General features: G+C 72.4%; 14 protein-coding genes. 9 read left to right on the forward strand and 5 right to left on the reverse strand.

Annotation, left to right across the window (positions count from 1 at the left end; translation table 11 throughout):
* Window positions 1-37 precede the first annotated feature (37 nt).
* Both ACQSSQ_RS03545 and ACQSSQ_RS03550 read right to left on the reverse strand, forming a co-directional pair.
* Window positions 38-529, reverse strand: a complete 492-nt coding sequence (locus tag ACQSSQ_RS03545; RefSeq protein ID WP_431325654.1) for a GNAT family N-acetyltransferase — start codon at window positions 527-529, stop codon at window positions 38-40.
* A complete protein-coding gene (locus ACQSSQ_RS03550) occupies window positions 529-1,563 on the reverse strand; it encodes an LLM class flavin-dependent oxidoreductase (protein WP_431325655.1) in 1,035 nt (344 codons plus the stop codon). Before ACQSSQ_RS03550 ends, ACQSSQ_RS03545 begins: the two co-directional genes overlap by 1 nt.
* Before the next feature lie 145 nt (window positions 1,564-1,708).
* Between ACQSSQ_RS03550 and ACQSSQ_RS03555 the strand changes: the two genes are divergently transcribed.
* The 6 genes from ACQSSQ_RS03555 to ACQSSQ_RS03580 all read left to right on the forward strand — a co-directional run bounded on the left by ACQSSQ_RS03555 (window position 1,709) and on the right by ACQSSQ_RS03580 (window position 7,266).
* Window positions 1,709-3,076: a hemolysin family protein gene (locus ACQSSQ_RS03555; RefSeq protein WP_431325656.1), complete on the forward strand. Its 1,368-nt coding sequence runs from the start codon at window positions 1,709-1,711 to the stop codon at window positions 3,074-3,076.
* Window positions 3,073-4,086 carry a CNNM domain-containing protein gene (locus ACQSSQ_RS03560; RefSeq protein WP_431325657.1) on the forward strand — a complete coding sequence of 338 codons (1,014 nt, stop codon included), beginning with the start codon at window positions 3,073-3,075 and terminating at the stop codon, window positions 4,084-4,086. Before ACQSSQ_RS03555 ends, ACQSSQ_RS03560 begins: the two co-directional genes overlap by 4 nt.
* A gap of 58 nt (window positions 4,087-4,144) precedes the next feature.
* Window positions 4,145-4,948 carry an HAD-IIA family hydrolase gene (locus tag ACQSSQ_RS03565; protein WP_431325658.1) on the forward strand — a complete coding sequence of 268 codons (804 nt, stop codon included), beginning with the start codon at window positions 4,145-4,147 and terminating at the stop codon, window positions 4,946-4,948.
* A 2-nt stretch (window positions 4,949-4,950) separates the two neighbouring features.
* Window positions 4,951-6,024: an L-glyceraldehyde 3-phosphate reductase gene (mgrA, locus tag ACQSSQ_RS03570; protein ID WP_431325659.1), complete on the forward strand. Its 1,074-nt coding sequence runs from the start codon at window positions 4,951-4,953 to the stop codon at window positions 6,022-6,024.
* Window positions 6,025-6,128: 104 nt separating this feature from the next.
* Complete coding sequence (locus tag ACQSSQ_RS03575; RefSeq protein ID WP_431325660.1) at window positions 6,129-7,043, forward strand: NAD-dependent epimerase/dehydratase family protein; 915 nt, start codon at window positions 6,129-6,131, stop codon at window positions 7,041-7,043.
* A complete protein-coding gene (locus ACQSSQ_RS03580; RefSeq protein ID WP_431325661.1) occupies window positions 7,036-7,266 on the forward strand; it encodes a hypothetical protein in 231 nt (76 codons plus the stop codon). The genes ACQSSQ_RS03575 and ACQSSQ_RS03580 overlap by 8 nt, the downstream gene beginning before the upstream one ends.
* A 3-nt stretch (window positions 7,267-7,269) precedes the next feature.
* Here the strand turns inward: ACQSSQ_RS03580 and mscL are convergent, their stop codons facing one another.
* The 3 genes from mscL to ACQSSQ_RS03595 all read right to left on the reverse strand — a co-directional run bounded on the left by mscL (window position 7,270) and on the right by ACQSSQ_RS03595 (window position 8,855).
* Window positions 7,270-7,710 (reverse strand): large conductance mechanosensitive channel protein MscL, encoded by a 441-nt coding sequence (gene mscL / locus ACQSSQ_RS03585; protein ID WP_431325662.1) that lies wholly within the window; start codon window positions 7,708-7,710, stop codon window positions 7,270-7,272.
* Window positions 7,711-7,783: 73 nt separating this feature from the next.
* A complete protein-coding gene (locus ACQSSQ_RS03590) occupies window positions 7,784-8,422 on the reverse strand; it encodes an SAF domain-containing protein (protein ID WP_431325663.1) in 639 nt (212 codons plus the stop codon).
* A 109-nt stretch (window positions 8,423-8,531) separates the two neighbouring features.
* Window positions 8,532-8,855: an FmdB family zinc ribbon protein gene (locus ACQSSQ_RS03595; RefSeq protein WP_431325664.1), complete on the reverse strand. Its 324-nt coding sequence runs from the start codon at window positions 8,853-8,855 to the stop codon at window positions 8,532-8,534.
* A gap of 147 nt (window positions 8,856-9,002) precedes the next feature.
* Between ACQSSQ_RS03595 and ACQSSQ_RS03600 the strand changes: the two genes are divergently transcribed.
* The 3 genes from ACQSSQ_RS03600 to ACQSSQ_RS03610 are packed head-to-tail and all read left to right on the forward strand — an operon-like array spanning window position 9,003 to window position 14,078.
* Window positions 9,003-10,361, forward strand: coding sequence for a hemolysin family protein (locus tag ACQSSQ_RS03600; RefSeq protein ID WP_431325665.1), 1,359 nt, complete (start codon window positions 9,003-9,005; stop codon window positions 10,359-10,361).
* Window positions 10,358-11,416, forward strand: coding sequence for a hemolysin family protein (locus ACQSSQ_RS03605; protein WP_431325666.1), 1,059 nt, complete (start codon window positions 10,358-10,360; stop codon window positions 11,414-11,416). The genes ACQSSQ_RS03600 and ACQSSQ_RS03605 overlap by 4 nt, the downstream gene beginning before the upstream one ends.
* Window positions 11,417-11,432: 16 nt before the next feature.
* Window positions 11,433-14,078 carry a penicillin acylase family protein gene (locus tag ACQSSQ_RS03610; RefSeq protein WP_431325667.1) on the forward strand — a complete coding sequence of 882 codons (2,646 nt, stop codon included), beginning with the start codon at window positions 11,433-11,435 and terminating at the stop codon, window positions 14,076-14,078.
* The last annotated feature ends 4 nt before the right edge of the window (window positions 14,079-14,082 follow it).

A 14,082-nucleotide genomic window follows, 5' to 3' on the forward strand; every position in this document is an offset into this window, starting at 1 on the left:
CCGCACCGCCGCCCGCAGAGCCGGCTTTGCGAACGGCCTACCCCAGAGGCTTGTACATGACGTGCAGCCCGACCAGGCCGAGCGTCGCGTGGTCGAACGCGGCCGGGACCGTGCCGACGACCTCGAACCCGAGGTCGCGCCAGAGCCGGACTGCCGCGGTGTTGGTCTCGACCACGGCGTTGAACTGGATGCCGCGGAAGCCCTGCGCGCCGACCCAGGCGATCATGTCCTCGCCGAGCGCCCGCCCGACTCCGCTCCTGCGCGCGTCCGGGTCGACCATGAAGCTGGCGGTGGCGACGTGCGCGCCGCGTCCCGGTCGGTTGGGTCCCATCTTGGCGGAGCCGAGGACCGTGCCGTCGGCGTCGACCGCCACCGTCGTACGGCCCGGGGGCCGCTCCATCCAGAGCGCGCGGGCGGCGTCGCTGTCGAGGTCGAGCGGGTAGGCGTAGGAGTCCCCGGCACGGACGATCGCCTCGAAGAACGGCCAGATCCGGTCCCAGTCTGCCGTCGAGGCGTCTCTGACCTGCATCAGGTCATCATGTCGTGCACGAGCGGTGCGACCCGCGAGCCGTACAGCTCGATGCACCGCAGCAGCTGCTCGTGGCGCATCGCCCCGTTGGCGTACTTCAGGTCGAACCGGCTCACGCCGAGCGCGGCGGCGTTGCGCGCGATCTTGCGGGCGACCGTCTCCGGAGAGCCGACGTAGAGCGGGCCGTCCGGACCGGCTGCCTGCGCGAAGTCGTTGCGGGTCGCGGGCGGCCACCCGCGCTCGCGGCCGATCTGGTTGCGCTGGGCGAGCCAGTGGTCGTGCAGCTCCTCGCGTGCCTGCTCGTCGGTCTCGGCGACGTAGCCGGGCGAGTGCATCCCCACCGGGAGCGGCGCGACGCCCTCCTCCTCGAGCCGGCGGCGGTAGTAGTCGGCGTAGGGGACGAACTGCAGCGGGGGACCGCCGATGATGGCGAGCATCATCGGGATCCGGTAGCGCACCGCCCGCTCCACCGACGCCGGCGTGCCGCCCACGCCGATCCACGCGCGCAGCCGCCCGGACTCGGTCGGCGGGTAGACGGGCTGGTCGGTCAGCGGCGGACGGATCGTGCCCGACCAGGTGACCGGCTTCTCCTCCAGCAGGTGCGCGAACAGGTCGAGCTTCTCGTCGAAGAGGACCTCGTAGTCGCCGAGGTCGAACCCGAACAACCCGAAGGACTCGATGAACGACCCGCGGCCGAGGATGACCTCCGCCCGCCCGTTCGAGAGCGCGTCGAGCGTGGCGAACCGCTCGTAGACCCGGATCGGGTCGTCGGAGCTGAGCACCGTGACGGCGGAGCCGAGGTGGATGTGCTCCGTGCGACCCGCGATGGTCGCGAGGACGACGTCGGGTGCGGTGATGGCGAAGTCGGCACGGTGGTGCTCGCCGAGACCGATGAACGCGAGACCGACCTCGTCCGCACGCACCGCCTGCTCGACGACCTGGCGGAGCACCTCGGGAGCAGGCACGGGGTCGCCGTGCTCGTCCGCCGTGACGTCGCCGAACGTGTCGAGACCCAGCTCGAGGAGATCGCTCACCCGACGACACTAGCGCGCGGGAACGATCCCGCCCTCCCGAGCGTTGAATGCGTCGAGGCCGTTCCCCGACCCGAGTGAGAGACATGAGCTCAGGCAGTACCGACCCCCTTCCGGCGCGCCGCTCGGGAGGGGGTGAGGGAACGTGGTGACGGTCCTGTCGCTGCTCGCGGGCATCGTCGTGGTGCTCGCGATCACCGCGGCCACGGCGTACTTCGTGGCCCAGGAGTTCGCCTACATGTCGGTCGACCGCTCGGCCCTGCGAGCCCAGGCGGCCGACGGGTCCGCCGCGGCCGAGCGGGCGCTCGCGGTGACGCGCCGCACGTCGTTCATGCTCTCGGGAGCCCAGCTGGGCATCACCGTGACGGGCCTGCTCGTCGGCTACGTCGCGGAGCCGTTGATCGGCGAGGCGATCGGCGACGCCCTCGGAGGCGTCGACGTCCCGCGCGGGGTCGGCATCGCGATCGGCACGGCGCTCGCGCTGGTCTTCTCGACGTTCGTCCAGATGCTGTTCGGGGAGCTCTTCCCGAAGAACCTCGCGATCGCGCGGCCGCAGCCGCTCGCGCTGGCGCTGGCGCGCTCGACGACGCTCTACCTCCGCGTCTTCGGGTGGCTGATCACCGTCTTCGACCACGCCTCCAACCTGCTCCTGCGGGCCCTGAGGATCGAGCCCGTCCACGACGTCGAGCACGCCGCGACCGCCCGGGACCTCGAGCACATCGTCGCCGACTCGCGTGACTCCGGCGACCTCCCGCCGCAGCTGTCGGTGCTGCTCGACCGCATCCTCGACTTCCCCAACCGAGACGCGGAGCACGCGATGATCCCACGCTCGCGCGTCGACACCCTCGACCACGCCGCGCCCCTGGGCGAGGTCCGGGCGCGGATGAGCCACGGCCACTCGCGCTACCCCGTGCTGGGGGAGGACGACGAGGTCGTCGGCGTCGTCCACCTGCAGGACGTGCTCGCGCTCGACCGCGACGAGGCCGACGCGACCGTGGCGACGCTCATGCGACGGCCGCTGCTCGTCCCGACCTCGATGCCACTGCCGGGTGCGCTCGCCGCGATGGCCGAGGGTCGCGAGCAGCTGGCGTGCGTGCTCGACGAGTACGGCGGCTTCGCCGGGGTGCTCACGACCGAGGACCTGGCCGAGGAGCTGGTCGGCGAGATCGACGACGAGCACGACGCGGTCGACGTCTTCGCCGAGGCGGCGGAGGACGGCACGTGGGTCGTCGCGGGCGGGCTGCCGATCGACGAGCTCGCCCGGCTCGTCGACCACGTCGTCCCCGAGGGCGACTTCGAGACGGTGGCCGGACTGGCGATCGCCTACCACCAGGCGTTCCCCGAGGTCGGTGCCGTGGTCGACGTCCTCCTGCCGCCCGACCCGGGTGAGCTGGCACTCGACGACGACCCGCCGCGCTCGACGTTGCGGCTGACCGTGCTCGCGGTCGAGCGTCACGTCCCGTCCCGCCTGAGCGCCCAGGTGCTCGCGCCCGAGTCCCCGGAGACCGACCGATGAGCAACCCGTGGATCGTCGTCGGCGCGACCGCCGCCATCATCGCGCTCAGCGCGTTCTTCGTCGCGATCGAGTTCGCCCTGCTCGCGGCCAAGCGGCACCGGCTGGAGGACGCCGCCGCGACCAGCCGCTCCGCGCGGGCGGCGCTGCGCAGCTCCGGCGAGCTCACCGTCGTGCTCGCCGGGTCCCAGCTCGGCATCACCGCCTGCACGCTGGCGCTGGGCGCGATCACGAAGCCTGCCGTCCACCACGCGCTCACCCCGTGGCTCGAGTCGTGGGGGATGCCGCTGTGGACCGCGGACGTGGCCTCGTTCGTGCTCGCGCTCGTCTTCGTCACCTTCCTCCACCTCGTGGTCGGGGAGATGGCGCCGAAGTCGTGGGCCATCGCGCACCCCGAGCGCTCGGCGATCGTCCTGGCGATCCCGATGCGGGCGTTCATGGCGGTCTTCCGCCCGGCTCTCCTCGGGCTCAACGCGCTCGCCAACCGGTGCGTCCGGGCGGTCGGCGTGGAGCCCGTGGACGAGGCCGCCTCCGGTCAGGACCCCCGCGCGCTGCGCCAGCTCGTGGAGCACTCGGCGAACGTGGGCGCGCTGGACGCGTCGTACTCGGCGCAGCTGTCGGGCGCGCTCGACCTCGAGTCGGCCACGCTCGGCGACCTGGTCCGCGAGCACGCGGTGCCGACCGCCGTCGGCGAGGGCGCGACCGTCGCCGACGTGCAGGCCGCCAGCCGGCGCTCGGGGCACCTGCGGGTCCTCGTCGGCGACGGCCGCGACCTGCGCCGGGTCATCCACGTCCGCGACACCCTCGACCTCCCGGGCGAGGCGTCGATCGCCGACGTGAGCCGACCGGTGTTCTCGCTCCCGGCGGCCACGCCGTTGTCGGAGGCGCTGGCCTCGATGCGCGAGACGCGCAACCACCTGGCGGTCGTGACGGGGCCGGACGAGCGTACGACGGGGGTCGTCACGCTCGCGGACGTGCTGCGCACGCTGTTCCCGCAGGCGACCGCGGCCTGAGACCGTGCGCCCGGTGGGCGGGATGGCCCGACCTCCGGGCGCACGGGATACTGCCGCCATGACCGAGAAGCGGCCCGTCACGACGTGGCTCACCGACATGGACGGCGTGCTCGTCCGCGAGGAGGACGCGATCCCGGGGGCCGCGGAGTTCCTGCGCCGGCTCACCGAGTCCGGCTGCAAGTTCCTCGTCCTCACCAACAACTCGATCTTCACCCCGCGCGACCTGCGGGCGAGGCTGGCGGAGTCGGGCCTCGACGTGCCGGAGGACAACATCTGGACCTCCGCGCTCGCGACCGCGCAGTTCCTCTCCGACCAACGACCCAACGGCAGCGCGTACGTCGTCGGCGAGGCCGGCATGACGACGGCGCTGCACGAGGTCGGCTACGTCCTCACCCGTTCGCGCCCCGACTACGTCGTGCTCGGCGAGACTCGCACGTACTCGTTCGAGGCGATCACGACGGCGATCCAGCTGATCGTCAACGGAGCCCGCTTCATCGCCACCAACCCCGACTCCACGGGCCCGTCGCCGGCGGGTCCCCTCCCGGCGACCGGGTCGGTCGCGGCGCTCATCACGCGCGCGACCGGCGTGGCGCCGTACTTCGTCGGCAAGCCCAACCCGCTGATGATGCGCAACGCCCTCAACCGCATCGAAGGCCACTCCGAGACCACCGTGATGGTGGGCGACCGGATGGACACCGACGTGGTCTCCGGGATGGAGGCCGGCCTGCGCACCGTGCTCGTCCTCACCGGCTCCACCCGCCGCGAGGACGTCGAACGCTTTCCCTACCGCCCCACGCGCGTCGTCGACTCCATCGCCGACCTCGTCGACGACGTCGTGGCGCCCGTGACCGAGACGGAGTGACCATGACCGAGCGCCGTACGATCCTCGACCCCCACGACCTCTACCGCGCGGCGGACGACCGCTACGCCGGCGTCGACGACGGAGGGCTCGCCACGTTCCGGCGCTGCGGGCGCTCGGGGCTGCAGCTGCCCGCGATCTCGCTCGGGCTCTGGCACAACTTCGGCGACGACAAGCCGCTCGCCACCCAGCGGGCGATCCTGCGGCGCGCGTTCGACCTCGGGGTGACGCACTTCGACCTCGCCAACAACTACGGGCCGCCGTACGGCGCGGCCGAGAAGAACGCCGGCCGGATCCTCGCCGAGGACTTCGCGCCGTACCGCAACGAGCTCGTGATCTCCACCAAGGCGGGCTGGGACATGTGGCCGGGCCCGTACGGGTTCCTCGGGTCGCGGAAGTACCTCCTGGCGAGCCTCGACGACTCCCTGGCACGGCTCGGGCTCGACTACGTCGACATCTTCTACAGCCACCGCTTCGACCCGCACACCCCGCTCGAGGAGACCATGGGCGCGCTCGACGCCGCGGTCCGCTCGGGCAAGGCGCGCTACGCCGGGATCAGCTCGTACGGTCCGGAGCGCACCCGCGAGGCCGTCCAGATCCTCCGCGACCTCGGGACACCGCTGCTGATCCACCAGCCGTCGTACTCGATGCTCAACCGGTGGGTCGAGGACGGCCTGCTCGACGTGCTCGAGGACGCCGGCGTCGGCTGCATCGCGTTCTCGCCGCTCGCGCAGGGGGTGCTCACGAGCCGCTACCTCGACGGCGTGCCCGAGGGGTCGCGGGCGGCGGAGGACAAGTCGCTCGACCCGCAGACGATCGAGCAGAACCTCGAGCACGTCCGCGCCCTCGACCGGATCGCCCAGGAGCGCGGCCAGACGCTCGCGCAGATGGCGATCGCGTGGGTCCTCCGCGACCAGCGCGTGACCTCGGCCCTGGTCGGAGCCTCCAGCGTGGCGCAGCTCGAGGACAGCGTCGGCGCCCTGCGCACGCTCGCGTTCGACGACGACGAGCTGCGCCGGATCGACGAGCACGCGGTCGAGGGGAACCTCAACCTGTGGGCCGGCTCGAGCGACGCGTGATGCACGCCCGGTGACGATCTGGGACCGATCCGTTACCCTTTCGTGATGGAGTCCCCCCGATCCTGGCGCGACGCGCCTCGAGCAGCACCTGGAGTTGCACAACGGTGAAGGTCTTCGTCACAGGAGGCACCGGAGTGATGGGTCGCTCCGTGACCATGGCGCTCCAGAGCGCCGGTCACGAGGTGGTGGCCCTCGCGCGCAGCGACGAGAACGCCGCGACCCTCGAGGACCGCGGAGTCGCGTCGGTGCGGGCGAGCCTCTTCGACCGCTCGGGCCTCGTCGAGGCGATGCGCGGGTGCGACGTCGTCGCCAACCTCGCCACGCACATGCCGGTCGGCACCACGGGCATCCGGCCCGGAGCGTGGAAGTCCAACGACCGCATCCACGTGGAGGGCTCCCGCAACGTCGCCGAGGCAGCGGCGGCCGCGGGCGTCGGCAGGCTGGTCCAGGAGAGCGTGTCGTTCGTGTACGCCGACCACGGCGACCACCTCATCGACGAGGACAGCCCCATCGCCGTGTCGTGCGCCGCGGAGCCGGTCGTGCTCGCCGAGACCCACGCGGAGCAGTTCGCGTGCGCGCACCGCGACGCGGTGGTGCTGCGCTTCGGGACCATCGTCGGGGACGACGCCGTCACCCGCTGGCGCCTCGCGCGAGCACGGGCGGGTCAGGCCGTCGGGCTCGGCAAGCCGCAGTCGTGGACCCACGTCGTCCATCCCGACGACATCGGCGGAGCCGTGCTCGCCGCCCTCGATGCGCCGTCGGGGACCTACAACGTCGGAGCCGACCCCGTCCGCCGCAGCGAGCTGGTCGCGGCGTTCGCCGAGGCGGTCGGCCAGGAGCAGGCGAGCTTCTACCGCCGCCTCACGCTCCGGCTCGGTGGCGACCGCCTCGAGTGGCTGACGCGGTCGCAGCGGGTCAGCTCCGCGCGCTTCCACCGGGCGACCGGGTGGAAGGCCGCCCACCCGCACTTCGACGCCGGGTGGCTGATGCCCATGGTGATCGAGGCGCAGAGTGCCTGAGCGTCCCGACGAGGCGGGCACGGACGAGGGCGGCGCAGGCGGCGCTCGACCCGCGACCCGCACCTCCGAGCAGGAGCGCCGGCGTCGGCTGCGTGCCGCCCGGCTGCTCGGCGACATCGTGCCGTCGACGACGCGCGACGAGACCGCCGAGGGATGGGGTGAGCGGGATCGCAGCCGCGACGAGGAGATGCGTCGCGACGTGCCGCCGCACCACGGCGGCTGAGGCCTAGTCGGTCGGCGTGCCGGACCCGGCGGACCCGGCCGACGCGTCCTCGCGGTTCTTGCGCAGCTCGTCGCGGATGTCGCGCAGCAGGGCGATGTCCTCCGGCGGGGGTGCGTCGTCGGCCGGCTTCGCGAACTTCTCGCGGAACTTGTTCATCGGCATCACGAGGATGAAGTAGAGGACCGCGGCGATGATCACGAAGTTGATCAGCGCGGTGATGAAGGCCCCGACGTCGACGAACGTCTCCTTGCCCTCGCCGGTCAGCTGGAAGCCCCAGCCGTTGGCGTTGGCACCACCGAGGGAGGCGAGCAGAGGGTTGATGAAGGACGTGGTGAACGCCGTCACCAGCTGGGTGACCGCCGTGCCCATGACGACCGCGACCGCGAGGTCGACGACGTTGCCGCGCATGACGAACTCTTTGAACCCTGCGACGATCCCGGCCATAGGTGAAGTCTCCCGTGCTGTGGTGGTGGTCCTCCCACCCCACCACAGGACTCAGGGTCTGGCGACCCGCGCGTCATGCGACGACCGTCACGGCGAGGTGCCACGCGACCCCGGCGCCCGACAGCGTCCGGGCGGTCGTGGTGTCGACGGCCAGGACCAGCACCGCACGGTCGTCACCCTCGCCGGCGGGCAGCGCCGCGACCTGGGCCCGCCGGGCCAGCACGCGTGGTGCGGACGTGCCCCGCGGGTCGGTGCCGACCACGTCGACGGCGTCTCCGACCCTCACCGGCGTCACGGTCGCGGCGTCGGCGACCCGCACGCTCACCAGGGCCGTGCCCCGTCGGTAGCCCGCGAGGAGCCCGGGGCCGACGAGCGAGAACCGGGTGAGCACCGACCCGCTCGCGACCGGCGCGGCGACGACACGGCCGCGGGTGTCCTCGACCGAGACGAGCGCGTCGTCGGGCACCAGGTCCGGAGGGACCTCGACCCGCGCGACGTCACCCGGCCCGACCAGGCTGCCGGAGCGCAGCGTGGCCGTCGCGATGAGGACGGGCGCCGTCGGGCCCGGGCTCGGACGGGCCGCGTGGACGGCGAGGAGCACCGAGGTGGCGGCGCAGACGGCGGCGAGGGGCCGTCGGTGGGTCCGCACGCGGCGGCGCAGCGGCCCGAGCCCGTCGGCGAGCCGGGACCGGGCGGGACGGGAATCGGCCATGCCTGCACTGTGGCGGACCCGGTCGGGCCGGACGGGCCGCCGTCCACAGGCGCCGACGACGACGGCCCCGTCTCCACAGGGAGGCGGGGCCGTACGGGACCGGGTGCGGTCAGGCGCTCGTCGTCGCGGTGCTCGACGTGCTCGTCGAGGTGCTGCTCGAGGAGCCGCCCGCCGACGAGGACGTGCTCGTCGTGCTCGAGGTGCTTGCGCTGCTGTCGCTCGAGGTGCTGGTCGACGTCGTGCTGCTCGTCGATCCCGAGCGGCTGTCGTTGCGGTAGAAGCCGCTGCCCTTGAACACGACGCCCACCGCGTTGAAGACCTTGCGCAGGCGGCCGTCGCAGGACGGGCACACGGTGAGGGCGTCGTCGCTGAAGCGCTGCTGGACCTCCAGCGGCTGGCCGCAGTCGGTGCACTGGTACTGGTAAGTGGGCACGGTCGGTTCCTTCTGGCACTCGCGCGTACGGCCGCCCCCGGGCGGGCAGCCGTACCGATCTCCAGCGCCCATTGTGCGGGGCGCCACTCAGGAGAACAAAGTCGGCCCGGCCGCGATTCCCCGCGGGGCCGGTACGATCGCATCCTGATGACCGAGTGGTTACTCCTCCTCACGTCCTTCTTCCTCATGCTCGCCTGTGGCGTCTTCGTCGCCGCGGAGTTCTCCTTCGTCACGGTCGACCGTCCGTCGGTCGAGCGCGCGGCCGCCGCCGGCGACAAGCGCGCCGCGGGTCTTCTCGCGGGTCTGCGGACGCTGTCGACGCAGCTGAGCAGCGCCCAGCTGGGCATCACGATCACCAACCTCGCGATCGGCTTCCTCGCCGAGCCGGCGATCGGCCAGCTCTTGCGGGGGCCGCTGGAGATCCTCGGTGTGACCGGCGCATCGCTGTCGGCGACCTCCTACCTCGTCGCGCTCCTGCTGAGCACGTTCGTCACGATGCTGGTCGGTGAGCTGATCCCCAAGAACCTCGCGCTCGCCGTCCCGATGGCTACCGCCCGCGCAGTGCAGGGTCTGCAGCGGGCGTTCACCGCGGTGATGGCCCTGCCGATCCGCGGCCTCAACGGGTCCGCCAACGCCCTGCTGCGCGCGATGGGGATCGAGCCGCAGGAGGAGCTGCGGTCGGCGCGGTCGCCGTACGAGCTGAGCTCGCTGGTGCAGCGCTCGGCCGCCGAGGGGGCCCTGGCCCGCCCGACGGCCGAGCTGGTCGCCCGCTCCATCGCCTTCGGCGACCGCACCGCCGCCGACGTCCGTACGCCGCGGGTGCGCGTGAAGTTCCTCGACCGTCGCGACACCGCCCAGGACCTGGTCGACGCGGTCCGCTCCTCGGGGCACTCGCGCTTCCCGGTCATCGGCGACGACCTCGACGACCTGGTCGGCGTCGTGCACGTCAAGGACGCCGTCGCCGTCCCGCCGGACCGGCGTCGTACGGTCCGGCTCGCCGAGCTCGCCTCCCCGGCGCTGACCGTGCCCGACTCGATCGAGCTCGACCCGCTGCTCGTCCTGCTGCGCGACCAGCGGCTGCAGATGGCGGTGGTGCTCGACGAGTACGGCGGCACCGACGGCGTCGTCACGCTCGAGGACCTCGTCGAGGAGCTCGTCGGCGACATCTCCGACGAGCACGACCGTGCCTCGGCGCGGCTGCGCTCGCGTCCGGACGGGACCTGGGTCCTGTCCGGCATGCTGCGGCCTGACGAGGTCGCGATGCAGACCGGCGTGCCGCTCCCCGAGGGCGACGACTACGAGACGGTCGCCGGGCTGGTGCTGCAGCACCTCGGGCGCCTCGCCGAGGTCGGCGACCAGGTCGGCCTCACCGTGCCCGTGGTCGCGGGGGACCAGGTGACGACCGTGGCCGTCCGCCTGCGGGTCGACCGCCTCGACGGGCGCCGGATCGACCGGGTGATCCTCGAGGTCGACCCGGACGCGCTGGATGCGGAGGACGACCGATGAACCCCGTCCTCGCGATCCTGCTCGTGGTGGTGCTGCTCGCGCTGAACGCGCTGTTCGTGGCGGCGGAGTTCGCGCTGATCTCGGCCCGGCGCACCCAGCTCGAGCCGAAGGCGCAGGCCGGGTCGCGAGCCGCCCGGCTGGCGATCCGCGCGATGGAGCGAGTGAGCCTGGCGATGGCCGCCGCGCAGCTCGGCATCACGCTCTGCTCGCTCGGCCTCGGTGCCGTCGGCGAGCCTGCGATCGCGCACCTCTTCGAGCCCGTCTTCGAGGCGCTCCACGTCCCGCACGCGATGGTGCACCCGATCTCCTTCGTGATCGCGATGGCGATCGTGACCTACCTCCACGTCGTGCTCGGCGAGATGGTCCCGAAGAACGTCGCGCTGGCCGGCCCCGACCGCGTCGTCCTCTGGCTCGGACCGTTCGTGCTGGGCGTCATCTGGCTGCTCAAGCCGTTCGTGGTCGCGCTCAACGCGATCGCCAACGGCGCCGTCCGCCTCGTCCGGCTGGAGCCGAAGGACGAGGTCGGCAGCACCTACACCTCCGACGAGGTCGCCGGCCTGATCGACGAGTCCCACCGCGAGGGACTGCTCGACTCCGAGGAGTACGAGCTCGTCTCCGGGGCCCTCGGGTTCGAGGCGGGGACCGTCGAGCAGGTGCTCCTGCCGCGCGCGGACCTCGTCACGGTCCCGGTCGGGTCGGCGCGCGCCGACGTGGAGGACGCCTGCGCCCGCACCGGCTACTCGCGGTTCCCCGTCACCGACTCCCACGACGCGCTGGTCGGCTACCTGCACATCAAGGACGCGCTCGAGGTCTCCGAGGTGACCCGTCCCATCCCGGCGAAGTGGATCCGCCCGCTCGGCTCCGTACGCCGGGGGTCGCGGCTCCTGGACGCCCTTCGTCTCATGCAGCTCAGGGGTGCCCACATGGCCCGCGTGGTCGGCGACGACGGGGCCGAGCTCGGCGTCGTGATGCTCGAGGACGTCCTCGAGGAGCTCGTCGGCGAGGTCCGCGGAGAGGTCCGGGACCCGTCCCGCCGTGCCGCCGGGACGACGTGAGCGGCACAATGCACGGGTGCGTGACCTGGCCCTGCGACTTCGCCCTGTCCTGACCCGGCGTCTGTTCGTGGTCGTCGCGATCGTGCTCGCGGTCGTGCTCGTGGCGCTGGCCGCGCTGGCCGTGGTGACCGTGCGGCGGCCGTTCCCCGACCGCGCCGGCACCGCTCAGCTCGCGGGCCTGAGTGCCGACGTGGAGGTCCTGCGCGACGACCACGGCATCCCGCAGGTCTACGCGGACACCGCCGAGGACCTGTTCATGGCGCAGGGCTACGTCCACGCCCAGGACCGCTTCTTCGAGATGGACTTCCGGCGGCACGTGACCGCGGGGCGGCTGGCCGAGCTCTTCGGCGAGTCGGCGCTCGACACCGACAAGGTCGTGCGCACGATGGGCTGGCGGCGCGTCGCCGAGCAGGAGCTGGCCGAGGTGTCGCCGGCGACCCGCCGCTACCTCGAGGCGTACGCGCGCGGCGTCAACGCCTACGTGGCCGACCGCGAGCCCTCGGCGCTGTCCCTGGAGTACTCCGTCCTCGGCATCACCGGCGACGACTACGAGCCCGAGCCGTGGACTCCGGTCGACTCGCTGGCCTGGCTCAAGGCGATGGCGTGGGACCTGCGCAGCAACATGGGCGACGAGATCGACCGCGTGCTCGCCACCGAGAAGCTGACGCGCGACGAGGTCGACACGCTCTACCCCGGCTTCCCGTTCCGCCGGCACGACCCGATCGTCACCCAGGGCACCGTCGTGGACGGGTCGTTCGAGCAGTCGGCGGGACGCCGGCGCAACGCCGACACCGACCGCGCCGACGACGTGCCGGAGGGCGACGACGCCGCTCGCGCCGCCGAGGCGGCCGACGGCTCCGCCATCCCGGCCGACGGCTCCGCCGAGGCAGCCGGGCTGAAGCAGCTCGTCGGCTCGATGAAGGGCGTTTCCGCGGTCACCGCCGGGCTCCCGACCCTGCTCGGCTTCGGCGACGGCATCGGGTCCAACGCGTGGGCCGTCTCGGGGGAGCGCAGCGCCACCGGCAAGCCCATCCTCGCCAACGACCCCCACCTCGCGCCCAGCATGCCGGGCATCTGGCACCAGATGGGCCTGCACTGCCGTCAGGTGGACGAAGCCTGCCCGTTCGACGTCTCGGGGTTCACCTTCTCCGGCATGCCCGGCGTCGTCATCGGCCACAACGCCGACATCGCGTGGGGCTTCACGACGATGTACCCCGACGTCACCGACCTCTACGTCGAACGCATCGAGGGCGACCGCTACCTGTACGACGGCACCTGGCGCCCGTTCACCGAGCGCGAGGAGACGTTCGAGGTCGCCGGGGAGGACGACCCCGAGACGATCACCGTGCGCGAGACCCTGCACGGGCCTGTCCTCTCCGACGTCGACGCCACGATGGAGGACGTGGCCGAGCGGTCCGGGGGCGGCACCCAGTTCGGGGTCTCCCTGCAGTGGACCGCGCTGACGCCGGGGCGCACGATGGACGCCGTCTTCGGCTTCGCCAAGGCCCGCGACTGGGCTTCCTTCCGCAAGGCCGCGCGGCAGTTCGCCGTACCGTCGCAGAACCTCGTCTACGCCGACCGCATGGGCAACATCGGCTACCAGGCGCCCGGCTCGGTCCCGATCCGCGCAAAGGGCGACGGCCGGTGGCCCGTCCCCGGCTGGGACGCGTCGTACCGCTGGACCGGCTCCATCCCGTACGCCGAGCTGCCGTCGGTGCTGAACCCGGCCGAGGGCTACGTGGTGACCGCCAACCAGCAGGTGATCGGCCGGCAGTACCCGTACCTCATCGGGACCGGCCAGGCCGCGGGCTACCGCAGCCAGCGGATCATCGACCTGATCACGGCGACGTCCAAGCTCGACGTCGACGACATGACGCGGATCCAGAACGACACCTACAACAGCCAGGCCAACACCCTGATGCCGTACCTGCTCGAGGTCGACCTCGGCTCCGGCTACTACGCCGACGGGCAGGACCTGCTGAGGGACTGGGACCTCAAGCAGGACCGCGACTCGGGCGCGGCGGCGTACTTCGCCGCCGTCTGGCGCAACCTCCTGGCGCGCACCTTCCACGACGACCTGCCGCAGGACGTGTGGCCGGCCGGCGGCGAGCGCTGGTTCGAGGTGGTGCGCCGGCTCCTCAACTCGCCGAACAGCATGTGGTGGGACGACCGGACCACCAAGACGGAGCGCGAGACCCGCGACGACGTCCTGCGGACGGCGATGCGCGACGCCCGGGACGAGATGACGCGGCGGCAGTCCCTGGACCCGACCCGCTGGACCTGGGGTGGCATGCACACGCTGACGCTGGAGAACCAGACGTTGGGCACCTCCGGGATCGCGCTGGTGGAGCGGCTGTTCAACCGGGGACCGTACGCGGTCGCCGGCGGGTCGGGGATCGTCGACGCGACCGGCTGGGACGCCGCGAAGGGCTACGAGGTGACCGCGGTGCCGTCGATGCGGATGGTCGTCGACCTCGGCGACCTCGACCGCTCCCGCTGGATCAACCTGACCGGTGTCTCCGGGCACGCCTTCCACGGCAACTACGTGGACCAGACGAAGCTCTGGGCCGACGGCAAGACGCTGGCGTGGCCGTTCTCTGCGAAGAAGGTCGAGGCCGCCGCCGAGGACCGGCTGACGTTGACGCCCGACCTCGAGGACTGAGCCC

Source organism: Mumia spirodelae (assembly GCF_050632745.1).
Classification (GTDB): domain Bacteria; phylum Actinomycetota; class Actinomycetes; order Propionibacteriales; family Nocardioidaceae; genus Mumia.

What these genes read in the sequence shown, in the direction of transcription:
- ACQSSQ_RS03565 (WP_431325658.1), top strand. Translation starts at nt 4,145, where the DNA reads ATGACCGAGAAGCGGCCCGTCACGACGTGGCTCACCGACATGGACGGC.
- ACQSSQ_RS03560 (WP_431325657.1), top strand. Translation starts at nt 3,073, where the DNA reads ATGAGCAACCCGTGGATCGTCGTCGGCGCGACCGCCGCCATCATCGCG.
- ACQSSQ_RS03600 (WP_431325665.1), top strand. Translation starts at nt 9,003, where the DNA reads ATGACCGAGTGGTTACTCCTCCTCACGTCCTTCTTCCTCATGCTCGCC.
- mscL (WP_431325662.1), bottom strand. Translation starts at nt 7,710, where the DNA reads ATGGCCGGGATCGTCGCAGGGTTCAAAGAGTTCGTCATGCGCGGCAAC.
- mgrA (WP_431325659.1), top strand. Translation starts at nt 4,951, where the DNA reads ATGACCGAGCGCCGTACGATCCTCGACCCCCACGACCTCTACCGCGCG.
- ACQSSQ_RS03590 (WP_431325663.1), bottom strand. Translation starts at nt 8,422, where the DNA reads ATGGCCGATTCCCGTCCCGCCCGGTCCCGGCTCGCCGACGGGCTCGGG.
- ACQSSQ_RS03605 (WP_431325666.1), top strand. Translation starts at nt 10,358, where the DNA reads ATGAACCCCGTCCTCGCGATCCTGCTCGTGGTGGTGCTGCTCGCGCTG.
- ACQSSQ_RS03545 (WP_431325654.1), bottom strand. Translation starts at nt 529, where the DNA reads ATGCAGGTCAGAGACGCCTCGACGGCAGACTGGGACCGGATCTGGCCG.